Here is a 16,520-nt window from a genome sequence, read left to right on the forward strand (position 1 = left end):
GGAGCAGTACCATGAGATTTAATTCCGTCGCCGTTTTAACGTTGGCCTTAATTTTTTCCACAATAGCACAAGCGCAGGATGATTACGCGCAACCACCCATGCCGCCGCAGAGTGGCGACACTAACCCAAGCCAGCAGCCACCCCAGCCTCAATTTAGCCAGCAGGAGCTAGACCAGATGTTAGCACCGATCGCCCTGTATCCAGATGCCTTGCTCTCACAGGTATTGATGGCTTCAACTTATCCGCTGGAAGTGGTGCAGGCAGCACGCTGGTCACGCGCCAACCCTGATTTAAAAGGCGACCAAGCAGTTAAAGCGGCGCAGCAGAATAATTGGGATCCAAGCGTGATTTCGCTGACAGCATTTCCTCAAATCTTGGGTATGCTGGATGAAAAACTGGAGTGGACTGAGCGACTTGGTGATGCATTCCTTGAGCAACAACCCCAAGTTATGGACACCGTGCAGGGCTTGCGCCAAAAGGCGATGGCCGCTGGCAATTTGCAATCTAACGACCAAGTACAAGTAAATCAACAAGCGCAACAGGGTCAGACCGTCATTGTCATCCAGCAAGCTGCGCCGCAAGTGGTCTATGTGCCGTATTACAACCCTACTGTTGTCTATGGCCCATGGTGGTGGGATGCATACCCTCCCGTGTATTGGAATCCATGGCCTGGTTACTATCGCCGGCCTGGGTATAACTCTGGCTTTTATGTGGGTGTAGGAATTAGCGTAGGCGGCGGTTTCTTCTTCGGCAATTTTGACTGGCATCAACGCCATGTCAATGTCGTGAACGTCAATAATTACTACTATAGAAACTACTACAACAATCACCCACGCCCACCAGTTGGCGCTAATCCACGGCCTTATCCTGACCGTGGTGCTTGGCAGCATGACCCCGATCACAGGCGCGGTGTGCCTTACCCAAACTCTGCGTTACAGCAACAGTTTTCACGCCCAGGCAATGATGCAAGGCCACCGCGTAATAACAGAGATGACTTTCAGCAAAACCGTGACGGCAATCACCAAAATTCAGGTGGTAATCCTACCAACCATTCGCCTGACAATCGTAATAGATCCAACCCAGCAGGGCAGCCAACAAATGGCAATCCTGATCACTCGCCAGATTATCGGCAGAATGTAAATTTACCTGATGGAAGGCCACAGGGCCAAAACCCTGGACGCCAGAATGATGACAGTCGTTCGCCAAGAAACCAGCCGCAAATGTCTAACCCAGAAAGTATGTCGCCACCAAGCGGCCGCGATAAGGGCGCTGATATAGGGTCAGGCCAACAAGCAAGGCCACAGATTGAGCGTGCTGCGCCGCAAGCCGTTCAGCAACCACGTCCAGAAACGGCACCCAGAGTACAGCAAAGAAGCACTGAGGCAAGACAGCCTCGGCCAGAAATGCAAAGATCAGAGCCTCAAAGGCAGCAACAACATATTGAGATGCCGCGAGCAGAGCAGCCGCGCAATGAGGCGCCTAGGCCACAACAGCAACAAAGACACGAAGGCGGTGGCCACCCACAGGGCGGTGGCGATAAGCAACGTTAGATCGTTAATATTGGGGAGTTGCAATAGATGCGTCACCCACCGCGCATCTATAAATTAGATATCAGCCTAGCTTGCGGTCAGATTCGTTAATCAGTACATCATTGATGCTGGCGTAGCGAAACTGCATCAGGCCGTTTTCTGCAAACTCCCAGTTTTCGTTGCCATACGATCTGTACCACTGGCCTTTATCGTCATGCCATTCGTATTCAAAGCGCACGGCGATGCGGTTTTCAAGAAAGCACCAGAGTTCTTTCTTAAGCCGATATTCATGCTCTTTAGCCCATTTGGCTTTTAAAAACTCTTTAATGGCAGGGCGGCCTGTAATGAATTCCGAACGGTTGCGCCAGTGTGAATCAACGGTATAAGCCAGCGATACCCGTTCAGGGTCCTTACTGTTCCAGGCATCTTCAGCCGCTTGTACTTTTTGCTTGGCTGTTTCTAGGGTAAACGGTGGTAATGGTGGTTTGGTTTCCATGCAGTGTGACCTTTCAAGTGAGCCGAAACATATTGATAGACTAATATGTCTGTCAGATGATGCAAAGCATTCTTCAGTAATATAATTGCTGAATGTTTACAGAATAAGTTGATAGAAAGAAACACATGCGATATTGGTTAATGAAGTCTGAGCCTGGTGATGTCTCGATTGATGATTTGGCAGCGATGCCGAATCAAACAGTGGATTGGTACGGGGTACGTAATTACCAAGCCCGTAATTTCATGCGCGACCAGATGAAAGTCGGCGATGGCGTTTTGTTCTACCATTCAAACTGTGATGTTCCTGGCATTGCTGGTATTGCAGAAGTTAGCAAGCTGGCCTACCCAGACCGATTACAATTTATTGCAGGCCATAAATACTATGACCCCAAAGCCACACCAGAAAGCCCGCGCTGGTTTAATGTAGATGTGAAGCTGGTGCGTAAAACGCGGTTACTGAGTCTTAAAGAAATGCGCGAGATACCAGAGCTAGTAAGTTTGCGCATTTTGCAGCGCGGCAACCGTTTATCAATTACCCCCGTTGATCCGCGTGAGTGGGAGTTTATTCTTAAGCTTTTGTAAGTAGGAATCTGAGTATTTAGATGATCACACACTATTCTTTGGAGGAGGCTATCGGCCAAAAGCTGACGTTGATAGGGAGTCTTAAATAAACGCTCTGTTTAACACTGCTGTTAATCAGCTTTGAAGACTCTCAGACTGTTTAGCAGCTAGGGTTTCATAGAGTGGCAAGCTAAATATTCTGGAGATAATCGCCGCAATCAATGCAACCAGCATCAAGCTGATTACCATCTGGTGGCCATCCACCATTTCCATGACGATAATAAATGAGGTCAGTGGCGCTTGTGTCACGGCAGCTAAAAAACCAGCCATGCAGAGTGTGCTGATTTCAGCGATATGTTGTTGACCAAAGAATGGCAGTAAATCACTGCCTATGCCTGCGCCTATAGAGAGTGATGGTGCAAAAATTCCGCCAGGCACTCCACTAAAGTAGGTAAAGATTGTCGCTAGGTATTTTATCGGCGCATATTGCCATGATTCCATGACAGAGCCATCAAGAATGTTCTGGGTATAGATATAGCCAGAACCGTGAGCATGTCCATCACTGATCAATCCTAACAGGGCAACCATCAGGCCGCAAAAACCAGCCCACCTTACTGGATGCATGCTGCGGAAATTACCAACTCGTCCATCTAATTTCGATGATGATTCAATCAATGTCCGGCTGAACAATCCACCTGTGACACCACAGACTAAGCCACAGACCAACAGTGGAATGAAAATGTGCCGATCTACGTTGTTGACCACGATGTTGCCAAAATAAATGTAATTTCCTTGAAGTGAGACTGATACCAAGCCAGACAGAACAATCGCGCTGATTACAACGCCATTTGTTTTTTGTTCAAAACGGCGACCAAGCTCTTCGATTGCAAATACAATCCCAGCTAAAGGTGTGTTAAATGCTGCCGAAATGCCTGCTGCTCCACCGGCTAGTATTAAATGTTTAGGGTGGATAGAAAAATTCTTAGGCAAGAAACGTCGGAATGCATACATCACGCTGGCAGCCACCTGAACAGACGGCCCCTCTCTGCCAGCTGAAAAACCTGAAGCCAAAGCTCCCAAGCCTAAAACAATCTTAGCTGCGGCTAATTTTAGAGACAGGAGTTTGGATATGGTTTCTTCTGATGTTTCATCTTTAAGTGCAGCTATTGTCTGGGGGATTCCGCTACCGGCTGCCCCGGCAAACCAGCGTCTAGTAAAAAAGACGATTGCTATTCCACCTAATGGAGTCAGTAAAATGGGTGCCCACCAGTAAGCGATTTCAATACGGAAGAACCAAGATATGACATGTTCAGTTGCCTGTGCAAAAATTACAACAACTAGTCCTGCAACTGCAGCAGCAATCCATACAATTAATCTTCCTCGCCATGCATCAAAATCTGCAAGTTTTACTGATTTAATTTTATCTATAATCTGATTGAGTAACTGCATATCATTGGGCTTGGGTATCATTGGCTAAAGAATGAGTGTCGCACAATTTATATTGATATCAATTATAGAAAATTGAATATTTTAATAATTGCTTATAGTCTCAATTATAATGGCTTTGATTCTTACCTTACAATTCAAATTAATGGCCACTATGGGTCGCTAGAGGGCATTAATCCCGATATAAATAAACCAGCCTTGAGCTGGCTTATTTATATCGGGATTAATGTGTTATCTCTTCTAGAAAATAAGCACTTGGTAGTTTTCTGAAGTGAACTGTCGATAGCTCATAAATGGACCACTATCGGCAAGTAATCTGATACCACAAGATTGCACAGCATCTGTCTGCCCAAATGCATTTGCACAAAACCCACATGCACCATCAATCTTATCTTTAACAGCTTCAAATAGGCCGTGCGCTGGATGATCTGCTTTAACTAACTGAGTAAGCCACTTGGTGGCCGTTCCACTAAAGACAATATGAACTTCGTCTCCAGACTCTTTACACTCTCCAGCAGCAGCTAATGCATTAACTACGCGACCTAGACCTTCGTTTGTCTCGGTGTCGGCTAATACGACAATCGCTATTTTATTACCCATGGTATCTATCCCTTTTCAATCTAGTGCGAATTGCACAACTACATTTTGTTGGAATAATCGATACTAATGGTAGTATTAAGTATCAATTAATTACCTTTTGGTATCAATAATGACCGATCGTTTAGCTGGGTTCTTTAATCAACATCAATTAAGTGCTCGTATGTTCTTCTCTGGTACTTTATGCAAAGACATTGATTTTGATGAAAGCATGGGAGGTGGTTTTTTACACCTGATTCAGAAGGGAAAATTAACGGTTAACTCTTCAGAGCACGGTAGTATTTTGATAGATCAGCCCAGCTTATTGCTCTACCCTAGGCCAGCTAAACATCAATTTGTATTTGATGGGGAGGTAGATCTTACTTGCGCAATCATTGATCTAGATGGAGGCTCTAAGAACGTATTAGCCAATGCATTACCAAGAGTAATGTTAATGCCTCTTGATTTGATGCCATCTCTAGCCAATACATTAGGATTGTTATTTGCGGAGGCTGAGCAAGACTATTGTGGACGTCAAGCAGCCATAGATCGGCTTTTTGAATATCTACTAATTCAACTATTACGATATATCTTAGATCATCATAAAACCGATATTGGCCTGCTAGCAGGATTGAATGACGCACGCTTAGCTAGAGCCATCAGTGCCATGCATGATGCCCCAGGTAATAATTGGTCACTTGAGTTGCTTGCAGAAAAAGCCGGCATGTCCCGTGCAAGATTTGCAGTCCATTTTAGAGACACTGTTGGGACGACGCCAGTTAATCATCTGACACAATGCAGGCTTGCTTTAGCGCAGACGCTACTTAGAAAAGGAAAGCCCGTGGGGTTGGTAGCAAACGAAGTTGGGTATAGCAATTCCGCTGCACTCACTAGACTTTTTAAAGTGCAAGTTGGGCATTCACCAAAGGCTTGGCTAAAACTCAATCCATAGGCAATACGGCATCTCTGCATGACCGCTTTGGGTTGTTAGCCGCCACCTGAAAGTCAGTAAATTTCTGAGGGTTCAGACTCTTATCTAAGTCGTTTGGCTCAAACCAAATTGGCTTTCAAGCACGTTAGATATATCTTCTTTTGCAATAAACTGCTTTTCAACTTTGCCATCGGTGATAGTTTTGAGGGTAGTGCCAAACAATATTTTTCGGCCTTCGGGGTTGTGCAGTACAACTAGGAGTTTTTGCACAAAGATAGCATCTGGGTGGGTTGAGTTCATGTAGTTTGCTGGCGCAAAATCAATCCATTCTTGTGGTGAGAAATCAAAGGCGAATTGCGGCGCCCAAGCATCATCCACCCATGCTTGTAGCAGGTATTCATGCTCGGTTGGCTTGCTTAGCATAAAGCTATCGTGATCCTGTTTAACGGCTTGGTCGAGCACATCCAGTTGTATCGGCGCTCTTAATCCGTAGCTGCCAAAGCCTAAATCACATAACCAGCGCTCGCCCGACATATTGACCACCACAGCCATATGCGTCCTTGGTCTTTTGGTGGGATAAAACATGGGTCTGGCGGCTACGAATTGATAGGGAATGCCAAGCGCTTGCAGCGCCATGGCAAAAATGCCGTTCACTTCGTAGCAGTAGCCACCACGATGATGTTTGACGATTTTTTCGACGATGTCTTCAGGGACTAGAGAAACGATTTTGCCAGCTTGCACATCCAGATTTTCAAATGGTGTAGTGAACAACTGGCAGCGCATGATCTCGGCCACAGTGGCTATATCGGCCTTGGGCTGTGATGTATAGCCTATGCGCTTAAAGTAATCTGCTAATACAAAGTTGCTTGCAATCATGGCTCATCCTAGAAAGAGCTTATAGGCAGGGTTTTCACTTTCATCCCAGTATGGATAGTTGAGATTTTCCAGAAACTGTTTGAATTCATCTTGCTCGTTTGGTGGCACTTGTACGCCCACCAGTACACGACCAAAGTCTGCTCCATGATTGCGGTAATGGAACAGACTGATATTCCAGTCGTGCCCCATGTGGTCCAGGAAATTCATCAGTGCACCTGGTTTTTCTGGGAATTCAAAGCGATACACGCATTCGTGCTCGGCCTGCGGCGCATGACCGCCGACTAGGTGGCGCAAGTGCAGTTTGGCGACTTCGTTTTCGCTCAAATCCAGCGTTGGTAAGCCGTGTGCTTTTAACAATTCAACCAATTCGCCAGATTCTTTCGGGTCTTGAATCGCAATGCCGACATAGATATGGGCGGCAGTAGCATCAGAATAACGGTAGTTGAATTCCGTAATGCTGCGATCACCAATCAAATGGCAGAAAGTCTTGAATGAGCCTGGTTTCTCAGGAATTGATACGGCTAAAACAGCCTCGCGTTTTTCACCGATTTCTGCGCGCTCAGCGACAAAGCGCAGACGATCAAAATTCATATTGGCGCCAGAAGCAATGCCAATCAATGTCTTGCCCTGCATCTTATGCAGTTTCACATATTCTTTCAGGCCAGCGGTGGCAAGCGCGCCAGCAGGCTCAAGAATCGAACGCGTATCTTCAAATACGTCTTTAATGGCAGCGCAGATGGCATCGTTATCTACCAAGATCATTTCATCCACATACTCTTGGCTCAGGCGAAATGTCTCTTCACCAACTTGTTTGACGGCTGCACCATCAGCAAATAGGCCGACTTGATCCAGCATCACGCGCTCACCTTTTTGCAAGGAAAGAGTCATTGCATTCGCGTCAGTTGCTTCTACGCCAATCACCTTGATTTCAGGCCGTACTGCTTTCACATAAGCAGCAATACCAGCAATCAGGCCACCGCCGCCCACGCAACAAAAGATGGCTTCTATGGGTTCTGGATGTGCATCCAGTATTTCTTTTGCGATTGTGCCTTGGCCAGCAATCACGTCTGGGTCGTCGAAGGGGTGGACGAAGCTCAGTTTTTCTTGTTGCTCCAGCTTTAATGCATGGGCATAGGCATCGGAATATGAGTCACCGAACAACACTACCTCGCCACCACGACTTTTTACCGCATTGATCTTGATCATAGGCGTAGTGGTTGGCATCACAATCACTGCGCGACAACCTATTTTTTGAGCGGCCAGTGCTACGCCTTGCGCATGGTTGCCTGCAGAAGCAGTTATTACGCCGCATTTAAGCGACTCTGCTGGCAGGTTAATCATCTTGTTATAAGCGCCGCGCAACTTGAATGAAAATACAGGCTGCATATCTTCGCGTTTCAGTAAAATTCGGTTGCCTAAACGTGCAGACAGATTAGCTTGAAACTCCAACGGAGTTTTGATCGCGACATCATAGACGCGCGCGTTGCGGATTTTTTCCAGGTAGGCGTTTTTCATTAGCGGGTAGGGCGTGTATGATTCAAGGTTATAGTGGTTTAAAGCATTAATAACAAGGTGCTTTACAATTACATAAGTGCGTAATTATAAAGAAAACACATCATTAAAGATTTAATTGTTTAACAACCAATTTAAATACCGTTAAAAAATCAGGATAAAAGTAAATGGCAACGCAAGACGAATTAAAACAACAAGTAGCAGCGGCAGCGGTTAGTTATGTAAAAGGCGGCATTATTGGCGTGGGTACTGGCTCTACAGCCAATTTCTTTATTGATGAACTGGCGAAAGTTAAATCCAAGATTGATGGCGCAGTAGCGAGTTCAGAAGCAACCGCAAAGCGTTTGAAAGCGCATGGCATTGAGGTGTTTGATCTCAATAGCGTAGATGGTATGGAAATCTATGTGGATGGTGCGGATGAAGTGACTGAGCATCTACACATGCTCAAGGGCGGTGGTGGTGCGTTAACCCGCGAAAAAATCGTAGCGGCCTGTGCCAAGAAATTTATCTGTATCGCCGATGCCAGCAAGCTGGTGCCTGTGATGGGCAAGTTTCCTCTGCCAGTCGAAGTCATCCCGATGGCGCGCAGCTATGTGGCTCGAGAATTGGTCAAGCTCGGCGGTCAGCCAAAGTTGCGTGATTTCACTACCGATAACGGCAATGTGATTCTGGACGTGTTTGGTTTGCAAATCTTGAATCCAGTTGAACTGGAAGCCAAAATCAACCAGATCGTTGGTGTTGTCACTAATGGATTGTTTGCCGCGCGCCCAGCCAATGTATTATTGTTGGCAACCGCTGAAGGCGTTAAAACTTACGAGAAATAGGGCTATCTGACTGCTTTAGTTTCCAAAGCGTGCTGGCAAAGCAGAATTAGACACAAAAATGTCATATTGAACGGCTACACTGTGGGGATTAAGTCATTTCTACACGCGCTTAAAATATATACAAGGAACGCACGATGCAATTTGAACATACGTACAAGCAATATGATGCTGAGCTCGAGTCAGTGCGCGCAAAAGTGCTGCAAATGGGCGGCCTGGTGGAGCAACAAATCGTTAATGCGCTTGATGCGCTAGTGAACGCCAATAGCAACCTTGCCGAGAGCGTAATGGCGAATGACAGCCGAGTTAACGATTTGGAAATCCAGATTGACGAAGACTGCAGCCACATTATTGCCCGTCGCCAGCCTGCAGCAGGTGATTTGCGCATGATTATGATGATGGTGAAAACCATTACTGACTTGGAGCGTATTGGTGATGAAGCGACCAAGATTGCCCGTGTCGCACAAAAGATTTCTGAGTCAGACCGTATGTACACCCCACGTTTTAATGAAATCAAGTCCATGGTAGGTTTGGTACGCGAAATGTTGCGTACTGCGCTCGATGCTTTTGCCCGCCTTGATGTGACTAAAACGGTTGAAGTTGCACGTCAGGATGAACAGGTGGATGAGCAATTCCGCGCTGCCATGCGTCAGTTAATTACCTTCATGCTGGAAGATCCACGTACGATCTCAATGTCACTTGAAGTGCTTTTTGTGGCTAAAGCGATCGAACGTATTGGTGACCACGCCAAAAACATTGCTGAATATGTGGTGTATATGGTTAAAGGCAAAGATGTGCGCCATATTTCCCTGGAAGAAATGGAACGCGAGACTTTGCAGTCTTAATTAAGTAAAGTTTAAGTAGTTCATATACGCCAGTTAACAAGCTTAAATCAAGCCTCTGTTCGCTGGCGTAATCGTTATAACGTTACAATTTAGAGATGCGCAGTTCATCATACTGCGGTAATCTTCATTCTTAATTCATACTCGTATAAAGGTTGGTCTTGGCCACACAAAAACCAATCCTGTCAGAAATTGCCGCTGTAGATTTAGGCTCCAATAGCTTTAGATTGCAACTTGCCCGCGTAGTCGATGGACAACTGATATTCCATGATTCTTTGCGTGAACCAGTGCGTCTTGGCGCTGGTTTGGGCAAAGATAAACGCTTGGATGCAGATGCTCAACGTCGCGCAATTGATTGCCTCAAGCGCTTTGGTGAACGTCTGCGCGGCTTGCCACCGCAAGCTGTAAGAGCTGTTGCAACCAATACTTTCCGCGTCGCAAAAAACTCGGCTGAATTACTGGCTGAGGCAGAGGCTGCCTTGGGTTTCCCTATTGAAATCATTGCTGGTCGCGAAGAAGCACGCATGATTTTTGTGGGCGTTAGTCATAGCTTGCCTGCCGCAACCCATAAACGCCTGGTGATTGACATTGGTGGTGGTTCTACCGAATTTATCATTGGCCAGGGTCTTGAGCCGATAGAGATGGAAAGCCTATACATGGGCTGTGTCAGCTACAGCCTCAGGTTTTTTCCGGATGGAAAAATTACTGAAGATAGCTTGGTTAAGGCACAATTAGCGGCCGCTTCTGAAATCCAGAATATCCGTAAAAACTTCTCTACATTGTCTTGGCATGAAGCGGTTGGTTCTTCAGGTACCGCGCGTTCCTTGGGCGAAATCATGCGCTTGCAAGGCGTGACAGATGGCGCGATTACGCATGCAGGCTTATTGCATTTACGGGATTTGTTGTTAAAAGGCAAAGACAGCAAAAAACTGCAATTGCAAGGCTTAAGCCCAGACCGCGCTGCGGTGTTGCCAGGCGGCCTGTGCATTATGCTGGCAGCGTTTGAAGCATTAAACATTGATCATATGACCACGGCGAGCAGCGCCTTGCGTGAGGGCGTGCTATACGAGTTGCTGGGTCGTATGCATCACCAGGATACACGTGAAGAAACCGTCAATAGCTTCATGCGGCGCTATCATGTTGATCAAGATCAAGTGACGCGTGTGCAGAAGCTTGCTTTAGCCTTGCTTGATCAGGTTGATGATAATCTCAGCATGAACAAAGAAACCGCCGAGCATTACCTGATTTGGGCAGTCAAGCTGCATGAAATCGGCATATCCATTGCCCACAGTGGTTATCATAAGCATTCAGCCTATATTGTTGAAAATGCAGATATGCCTGGCTTCTCCAAAATGGAGCAACTGACTTTGGGTTTACTGGTGCGGGCACAGCGGCGTTCTTTAACCAAAATTACATTGCCGCCGCTAGATGATGATCGTTGCCTTCTAATTATGGTATTGCGACTGGCGATATTGTTTCACCGCAATCGCCTTGATGATAGCCATCCGGCGCTTGAGTTGATGCGTGACAACACTGGTTTTTCGTTAGCGCTTGAATCAGGCTGGTTGAAAGATAATCCGCTTACTGAAGCCGAGTTAAGCAACGAAGTGGCTTATTGGAAAGATGTCTCGATTCCGCTGCTCATCAGCGAATAATCTCTATTAGTTTTATCTGAGAGCTTCAGATCTAAATCTCTTGCGGTAAATTCTGGCCATGCTCACTAGTTAAAAACTCTTGTGCATTAAACGCTGAACCACGTCTTGCCAGTCTCGGTTTGTATGTGCCGTCAGGCAACATCTCCCAGGCGCTGGTATTGTCTTTCAGGTAAGGCTCTAAACCATCTTTAAACACACGCTTCTTAAGCTTGGCATCCAGGATAGGGAAGCATACTTCAATGCGGCGGAAGAAGTTGCGATACATCCAGTCCGCACTTGCCAGATAGGTGTTTTCTTGCCCATTGTTGTAAAAATAGAAAATGCGGCTGTGTTCCAGAAAGCGGCCCACAATCGAACGTACGCGGATATTCTCAGAAATGCCTGGCATGCCCGGTTTTAAGGCGCAAACGCCGCGTACGATAAGTTCAATCTCTACACCAGCCGTTGAAGCATCATATAGTGCCCGAATGATGTCGGCATCTAGCAAGGCATTCATCTTGGCGATGATGCGTGCTTTTTTACCTGATTTTGCAATCTCGGTTTCGTGATGAATCGCTTTGATCAACTGGCTGTGCAAGGTAAAAGGCGATTGCCACAGATGGCGCAGTTTGCTGGCTTTGCCCAAGCCTGTGAGTTGGGCAAATACATCATTCACGTCTTCACAGATTTCTTCATGGCAAGTAAGTAAGCCAAAATCGGTATATAGGCGCGCTGTACGCTGGTGGTAATTGCCAGTGGAAAGGTGCACATAGCGGCGCAGTTTGTCGTCCTCACGGCGCACTACCATGGCCATTTTGGCGTGGGTTTTATGGCCGACAACGCCGTAGATGACATGTGCGCCAGCATTTTCAAGTTGGGCTGCCCAGTTGATATTAGCTTCTTCATCAAAGCGGGCGAGCAGTTCAACGACTACCGTGACTTCTTTACCACGCTTGGCCGCTTCAATCAGGGATTTCATCAATGTTGAATCAGCGCTGGTGCGGTAAAACGTTTGCTTGATAGCTAATACGTTAGGGTCATCCGCAGCTTGCTGGATGAACTCAATTACAGGATTAAATGATTGGAAAGGATGATGCAGCAACACATCGCCTTTGCGGATCACCTTGAAAATATCTGTTTCTTTATTGAATTCTTTGGGTGTGCTTGGCGAATAACGCGGGAACTTCAGTGTGGGTTTATCCACTGAATCTGGAATCTGCATCAAACGCACTAAATTCACGATGCCGTTAACTTGATACAAGTCATCCTGACCAAGCCCAAATTGGCCTAGCAAGAAAGCCGACATTTCAGCGGGGCAACTATCGGCGACTTCCAGCCGTACGCCATCACCATACTGCCTGTGCGAAAGTTCGCCCTGCAAAGCCTGGCGTAAATCTTTGGTTTCTTCATCGTCCAGCGTCAAATCACTGTCACGCGTTACGCGGAACTGGTAACAACCCTTCACTTGCATACCGCTGAATAGTTCGTTGACGTGGGCATGCAATATAGATGAAAGGAAAACGAAGCCATGTTCGCAACCAGCAATATCGTTGGGTAGCTTAATAAAACGCGGCAAGGCGCGCGGTGCCTGCACAATCGCTACACCTGAGTTACGACCAAAAGCATCTTTGCCTTCTAGCTCTACAGCAAAGTTAAGGCTCTTATTCAGAACGCGTGGGAAGGGGTGCGAAGGATCAAGCCCAATTGGGGTGAGGATAGGCATCAGCTCACGAAAGAAGAAGCCACGTATCCATTCACGTTGGGCATCATTCCAGAATCCACGGCGCCAAAAGCGTATGCCTTGCTCGGCTAGCCCTGGCAATACGATGTCATTCAGTATCTGATATTGGTGTTCAACCAGTTGATGGGCTTCTACGCTAACCCTAGCAAATACCTGCTTGGGTAACATGCCATCTGCGCCAACGTGCAGGTTGTTGTATTTGATCTGTTCTTTGAGCCCAGCCACGCGAACCTCGAAGAACTCGTCCATATTACTGCTGAAAATTGAGAGAAACTTCAGGCGCTCGAGTAAGGGTACTCGAGCATCTTCAGCTTGTGCTAGCACGCGTTTATTAAAGGCAAGTATGCCTAATTCACGATTGATAAAGTGGTCTGGGTTCAATTTAGGCTGCGACAAATCAAAACCTTACTTTATGTGTTTTATATGACAGTAAGATGACTAATGTGAATATTTAATGATGTTACTGTGCATGTTTTTATGGTTTTGGTGGAACATAGCCAGAAGCTGAATCCGCACCATCGCCAAAAAAGTAGGCTTCGGTTTGTTGTGCCAGATACTTACGTGCTTGCGGGTCGGCCAAGCTAAGGCGGTTTTCATTCACCAGCATGGTTTGCTGCTTGATCCAGCCAGCCCAGGCTTCTTTAGAGACGTTTTCGAAAATGCGTTTACCGAGATCGCCAGGATACGGAGGAAAATCCAGGCCATCGGCCTCTTTGTTTAATTTAATGCAATGAACAGTACGTGCCATGATGATCTTTAGGGATGAAAAATGAAGACCTCTATCATAGCGCAAGCAGAAGCCTGATGCGATAGCAGACGCGCTATCGCATCAGGGACAGCGTTACTTAAAAATCACCACGCATCCCGACCAGAATGGATCGCCCGCCCATAGGCGCAATATCCTTGAGGAATGAGCTATGGTCGCGAATATCTTCATCCAGCAGGTTGTTTGCCTTGGCAAACGCCTCAAGATGAAAAGCTGCAGGAATCACATAAGTCAGCATGGCATTGACAGAGGTGTAGCCGTCAGTAGCCAGCTCAAATGTATCCGTGCGGTTCTGGCTGAATGCGTGCAAAACATCCAGTCGTGCGCCGAAGCGATTCAATTGATAGTTAAGCCCTGTGCCGATCTTGAGTGGCGCGATACGCGGCAAAGGTGTGCCAGTATCGCTATTGGTGGCACGTACATAATCACCACGTAGCTTTAGATCAAGGTCGCCATGGCCTTCATACACCCTGAATTTAGCCTCGGATTCAAAGCCGTTGAATGTGGCTCGTACTCCAATCACTTGGGCTTCAGGCACGATTTGTTCACCTGAAATGTCAGCAATTCCATCATTATTAAGGTCTTGTGGGTTGATTTCCCCATCGGCTCCACGAGTATTGGCTGTATTTTCCAGGCTCAAAAAGTTACTAAACTTGGTATAAAACGCGCCGATACTGAAAGAATTCTTTTCGGTTTTCCAACGTAGTTGTGCATCAATCCCGTTTGACTTTTCCTTGTTCAAGTCTGGGTTGCCAACCTCATATTGCCCTGTCGCAAAGTGTGGTCCGTTGGCAAATAGCTCGTTATAAGACGGCGCTCGCTCGGTATGGGCAAGATTACCTGCTAAAGACCAATGGGTATTGAGCGCATACAAAGTGCCAAATGCCGCACTGAATGGGTCAAAGCTTTTGGTTTGCGCGCTACCAAAACGCGGCGTGCCGGGGTTGTTGGGGTCATCTGGGCCACCGCCGTCAGAACTCACCTTGGCATGCTCAAGTCGCCCGCCAAGGCTGAATTTGAGCGTATCAATCGGTAGCTCTTCGTAGAGATATACTGCCTTGCTGTTGGTATTGGTTTTTGGGATAAAGGCTTCATCGCCCAGCGCCTGGAAATTGGTGTTCTGGAATTGCACGCCAACTACGCCAGTGATATTGCCGATTTTGGCGTGTTCGGCCTCTAGCGAGCCCTGCAAACCTTTATTCTTGAATGTCGTCCCTATTTGGCCATCTTCAATTTCTTGATGCTGGTAATTGGTATTGCCCAAGCGCAATTTTACGCGGCTGATGACTGGCCCCAGATCATGGAATTCAGAGGCAAAATCCCAGCGTTGGCTTTCCATATCCAAGCGTACAGCAGGCTCTGCCACCGAGCCATAGTTGCTGTTAAATGTGGAATATGAAAACCCTGCGTAGCCTTTGTCAAAGGTCAGGGATGCACCAAGTGCACCGCCATCACCCTCAGATGAGCTATTTTGCAAGGTACCTTTGCGTAAGTCGATAGGGTCACCCTGAGCGGCTTGTTGGGCGCGTAAACGGTCTGAAGCCTGGTAGCCAGGAATGCGTAAATCATCGCTATCGCGCTTGTAAACGTCAGCATGAATGGCAAATAAACCATTGCCTGCATCTACCACTACCGCGCCATTTTTCTCATTATCGGCACCGCCGTAACGGGCTTCTGCACGACCTGTGACACCGTCGAGTGATTCTGTTGGAATGCGGTGATCAATAGCGTTGACCACCCCACCCACGGCGCTGCCGCCATATAACAGTGCTGCAGGTCCGCGTACTACATCAATTTGCTCAATGACTAAAGGATCAAGTGCTACGGCATGATCAAAGCTCAGGCTTGAAGCATCTAATACACCAATGCCGTTTTGCATGATTTTTACACGGTCGCCATCCAGACCACGAATTATCGGTCTTGATGCGCCAGGTCCGTAATAGGTGGAGCTTACGCCTGGAATAGACTTGAGGGTTTCGCCAAGTGTGCTTTCGCGTTGCAATGAAAGCTCGCGGCCATTGAGTACAGCAACTGGCACAACCAGTTCATCAGACGATACGCCTAGCGGATTGCCTGTGACAGGTACGGCGGGTAAATCAAGATTGAGCGCAGAGGCGTCGCTAGTATTGTCTTGCGCGAAACTTGTTGAAATCAGTCCTGGGGAAATAAACATGACAGAAAGCGCAATAAACATTTTTTTACGCGCAAGTATTACCTTGCTTGCAAAGCCTAGCGGGTTCGCAGGGATATTTGAAGCATGCATGATGATGTTCTCGCTTAAAAAATAAAACATGGCCTGCGTGTGAAAATTCACGCGCAGGGTTAGAGATGTTTACTTAAGCGAGAACTGGCGGTGCGCGGGCTGCGTAGGAGAGAAGGAGTGGCTTGAGATAACTATTGTGTTGTTCGGCTTGCTGAATTTCAAAGCTGTTATCGAATAACACCACAGTAAAATTAGTTGCATGTACTGTATGTGCCAGCGCGCCATAGCTTAAACATTTTGCACAAAAAGGTGTATCTGGAGCATTGTCTTGAGGAGTTTTTTGAGTAGCAGAAATTTGGCTGGTGGTCTCAGAAGCATAGACAATGTCTGCTCTCGCTAAATCAGTAGTGAAGTGCGAAATTTCGTGCGTCAAAGCCCCTAGCTGTGCGATGCCGAACAGCAGAATGAGCGAAAACGGGAGTAAGAAACGACGAAACATGGACTGGATTCTAGCAGAGTAATTCAGGAAAACACAAAAAACAAAAGCCGCATCTTTTGCAAAGATGCGGCTTTTTAGTTCTTAAACA

General features: G+C 46.8%; 15 protein-coding genes. 6 read left to right on the forward strand and 9 right to left on the reverse strand.

The window, feature by feature from the left end; translation table 11 throughout:
- The first annotated feature begins 11 nt into the window (after positions 1-11).
- Positions 12-1,550: a DUF3300 domain-containing protein gene (locus ZMTM_RS00700; RefSeq protein WP_221764447.1), complete on the forward strand. Its 1,539-nt coding sequence runs from the start codon at positions 12-14 to the stop codon at positions 1,548-1,550.
- 61 nt (positions 1,551-1,611) lie between these two features.
- Here ZMTM_RS00700 and ZMTM_RS00705 read toward each other — a convergent pair whose 3' ends face one another.
- Entirely contained in the window at positions 1,612-2,025 is a 414-nt protein-coding gene (locus ZMTM_RS00705; protein WP_221764448.1) for a nuclear transport factor 2 family protein, read from the reverse strand.
- Positions 2,026-2,150: 125 nt separating this feature from the next.
- On the opposite strand from ZMTM_RS00705, the gene ZMTM_RS00710 reads away from it, so the two are divergent.
- Complete coding sequence (locus ZMTM_RS00710) at positions 2,151-2,606, forward strand: EVE domain-containing protein (protein WP_221764449.1); 456 nt, start codon at positions 2,151-2,153, stop codon at positions 2,604-2,606.
- A gap of 114 nt (positions 2,607-2,720) precedes the next feature.
- Here ZMTM_RS00710 and ZMTM_RS00715 read toward each other — a convergent pair whose 3' ends face one another.
- Complete coding sequence (locus tag ZMTM_RS00715) at positions 2,721-4,034, reverse strand: chloride channel protein (RefSeq protein ID WP_221764450.1); 1,314 nt, start codon at positions 4,032-4,034, stop codon at positions 2,721-2,723.
- A gap of 237 nt (positions 4,035-4,271) precedes the next feature.
- Positions 4,272-4,631: a hypothetical protein gene (locus tag ZMTM_RS00720; protein WP_221764451.1), complete on the reverse strand. Its 360-nt coding sequence runs from the start codon at positions 4,629-4,631 to the stop codon at positions 4,272-4,274.
- Positions 4,632-4,740: 109 nt separating this feature from the next.
- Here ZMTM_RS00720 and ZMTM_RS00725 point away from each other — a divergent pair, with 109 nt between their 5' ends.
- Positions 4,741-5,559, forward strand: coding sequence for an AraC family transcriptional regulator (locus ZMTM_RS00725; RefSeq protein ID WP_221764452.1), 819 nt, complete (start codon positions 4,741-4,743; stop codon positions 5,557-5,559).
- 84 nt (positions 5,560-5,643) lie between these two features.
- On the opposite strand, the gene ZMTM_RS00730 is transcribed toward ZMTM_RS00725, so the two are convergent.
- Positions 5,644-6,414 (reverse strand): arylamine N-acetyltransferase family protein, encoded by a 771-nt coding sequence (locus tag ZMTM_RS00730; protein WP_221764453.1) that lies wholly within the window; start codon positions 6,412-6,414, stop codon positions 5,644-5,646.
- Between the two features lie 3 nt (positions 6,415-6,417).
- Positions 6,418-7,929: a threonine ammonia-lyase, biosynthetic gene (ilvA, locus tag ZMTM_RS00735; protein ID WP_221764454.1), complete on the reverse strand. Its 1,512-nt coding sequence runs from the start codon at positions 7,927-7,929 to the stop codon at positions 6,418-6,420.
- Positions 7,930-8,093: 164 nt separating this feature from the next.
- On the opposite strand from ilvA, the gene rpiA reads away from it, so the two are divergent.
- The 3 genes from rpiA (at position 8,094) to ppx (ending at position 11,244) form a co-directional block, all read left to right on the forward strand.
- The gene (gene rpiA, locus ZMTM_RS00740; protein WP_221764455.1) at positions 8,094-8,750 is read left to right on the forward strand and encodes a ribose-5-phosphate isomerase RpiA; all 657 of its coding nucleotides are present in this window, start codon (positions 8,094-8,096) and stop codon (positions 8,748-8,750) included.
- Between the two features lie 134 nt (positions 8,751-8,884).
- The gene (phoU, locus tag ZMTM_RS00745; protein WP_221764456.1) at positions 8,885-9,592 is read left to right on the forward strand and encodes a phosphate signaling complex protein PhoU; all 708 of its coding nucleotides are present in this window, start codon (positions 8,885-8,887) and stop codon (positions 9,590-9,592) included.
- Between the two features lie 158 nt (positions 9,593-9,750).
- On the forward strand, positions 9,751-11,244 hold the full coding sequence (ppx, locus tag ZMTM_RS00750; RefSeq protein WP_221764457.1) for an exopolyphosphatase: 1,494 nt from the start codon (positions 9,751-9,753) through the stop codon (positions 11,242-11,244).
- Positions 11,245-11,275: 31 nt separating this feature from the next.
- Here the strand turns inward: ppx and ppk1 are convergent, their stop codons facing one another.
- The 4 genes from ppk1 to ZMTM_RS00770 all read right to left on the reverse strand — a co-directional run bounded on the left by ppk1 (position 11,276) and on the right by ZMTM_RS00770 (position 16,432).
- Positions 11,276-13,360: a polyphosphate kinase 1 gene (gene ppk1, locus ZMTM_RS00755; RefSeq protein ID WP_221764458.1), complete on the reverse strand. Its 2,085-nt coding sequence runs from the start codon at positions 13,358-13,360 to the stop codon at positions 11,276-11,278.
- A 79-nt stretch (positions 13,361-13,439) separates the two neighbouring features.
- A complete protein-coding gene (locus ZMTM_RS00760) occupies positions 13,440-13,712 on the reverse strand; it encodes an oxidative damage protection protein (RefSeq protein WP_221764459.1) in 273 nt (90 codons plus the stop codon).
- A 97-nt stretch (positions 13,713-13,809) separates the two neighbouring features.
- Positions 13,810-15,903, reverse strand: a complete 2,094-nt coding sequence (locus tag ZMTM_RS00765) for a TonB-dependent receptor (protein WP_404804699.1) — start codon at positions 15,901-15,903, stop codon at positions 13,810-13,812.
- Between the two features lie 163 nt (positions 15,904-16,066).
- Positions 16,067-16,432: a hypothetical protein gene (locus tag ZMTM_RS00770; protein ID WP_221764460.1), complete on the reverse strand. Its 366-nt coding sequence runs from the start codon at positions 16,430-16,432 to the stop codon at positions 16,067-16,069.
- Positions 16,433-16,520: the final 88 nt, after the last annotated feature.

Origin of the sequence: Methyloradius palustris, from assembly GCF_019703875.1 — a bacterium.
Taxonomy (GTDB): domain Bacteria; phylum Pseudomonadota; class Gammaproteobacteria; order Burkholderiales; family Methylophilaceae; genus Methyloradius; species Methyloradius palustris.

Bases quoted from the DNA above. Each gene is read 5' to 3' on its own strand.
- ilvA (WP_221764454.1), bottom strand. From the start codon at position 7,929: ATGAAAAACGCCTACCTGGAAAAAATCCGCAACGCGCGCGTCTATGAT.
- ZMTM_RS00770 (WP_221764460.1), bottom strand. From the start codon at position 16,432: ATGTTTCGTCGTTTCTTACTCCCGTTTTCGCTCATTCTGCTGTTCGGC.
- ZMTM_RS00725 (WP_221764452.1), top strand. From the start codon at position 4,741: ATGACCGATCGTTTAGCTGGGTTCTTTAATCAACATCAATTAAGTGCT.
- ZMTM_RS00730 (WP_221764453.1), bottom strand. From the start codon at position 6,414: ATGATTGCAAGCAACTTTGTATTAGCAGATTACTTTAAGCGCATAGGC.
- ZMTM_RS00765 (WP_404804699.1), bottom strand. From the start codon at position 15,903: ATGTTTATTTCCCCAGGACTGATTTCAACAAGTTTCGCGCAAGACAAT.
- ZMTM_RS00705 (WP_221764448.1), bottom strand. From the start codon at position 2,025: ATGGAAACCAAACCACCATTACCACCGTTTACCCTAGAAACAGCCAAG.
- ZMTM_RS00720 (WP_221764451.1), bottom strand. From the start codon at position 4,631: ATGGGTAATAAAATAGCGATTGTCGTATTAGCCGACACCGAGACAAAC.
- ZMTM_RS00710 (WP_221764449.1), top strand. From the start codon at position 2,151: ATGCGATATTGGTTAATGAAGTCTGAGCCTGGTGATGTCTCGATTGAT.
- ZMTM_RS00715 (WP_221764450.1), bottom strand. From the start codon at position 4,034: ATGCAGTTACTCAATCAGATTATAGATAAAATTAAATCAGTAAAACTT.
- rpiA (WP_221764455.1), top strand. From the start codon at position 8,094: ATGGCAACGCAAGACGAATTAAAACAACAAGTAGCAGCGGCAGCGGTT.
- ZMTM_RS00700 (WP_221764447.1), top strand. From the start codon at position 12: ATGAGATTTAATTCCGTCGCCGTTTTAACGTTGGCCTTAATTTTTTCC.
- ZMTM_RS00760 (WP_221764459.1), bottom strand. From the start codon at position 13,712: ATGGCACGTACTGTTCATTGCATTAAATTAAACAAAGAGGCCGATGGC.
- phoU (WP_221764456.1), top strand. From the start codon at position 8,885: ATGCAATTTGAACATACGTACAAGCAATATGATGCTGAGCTCGAGTCA.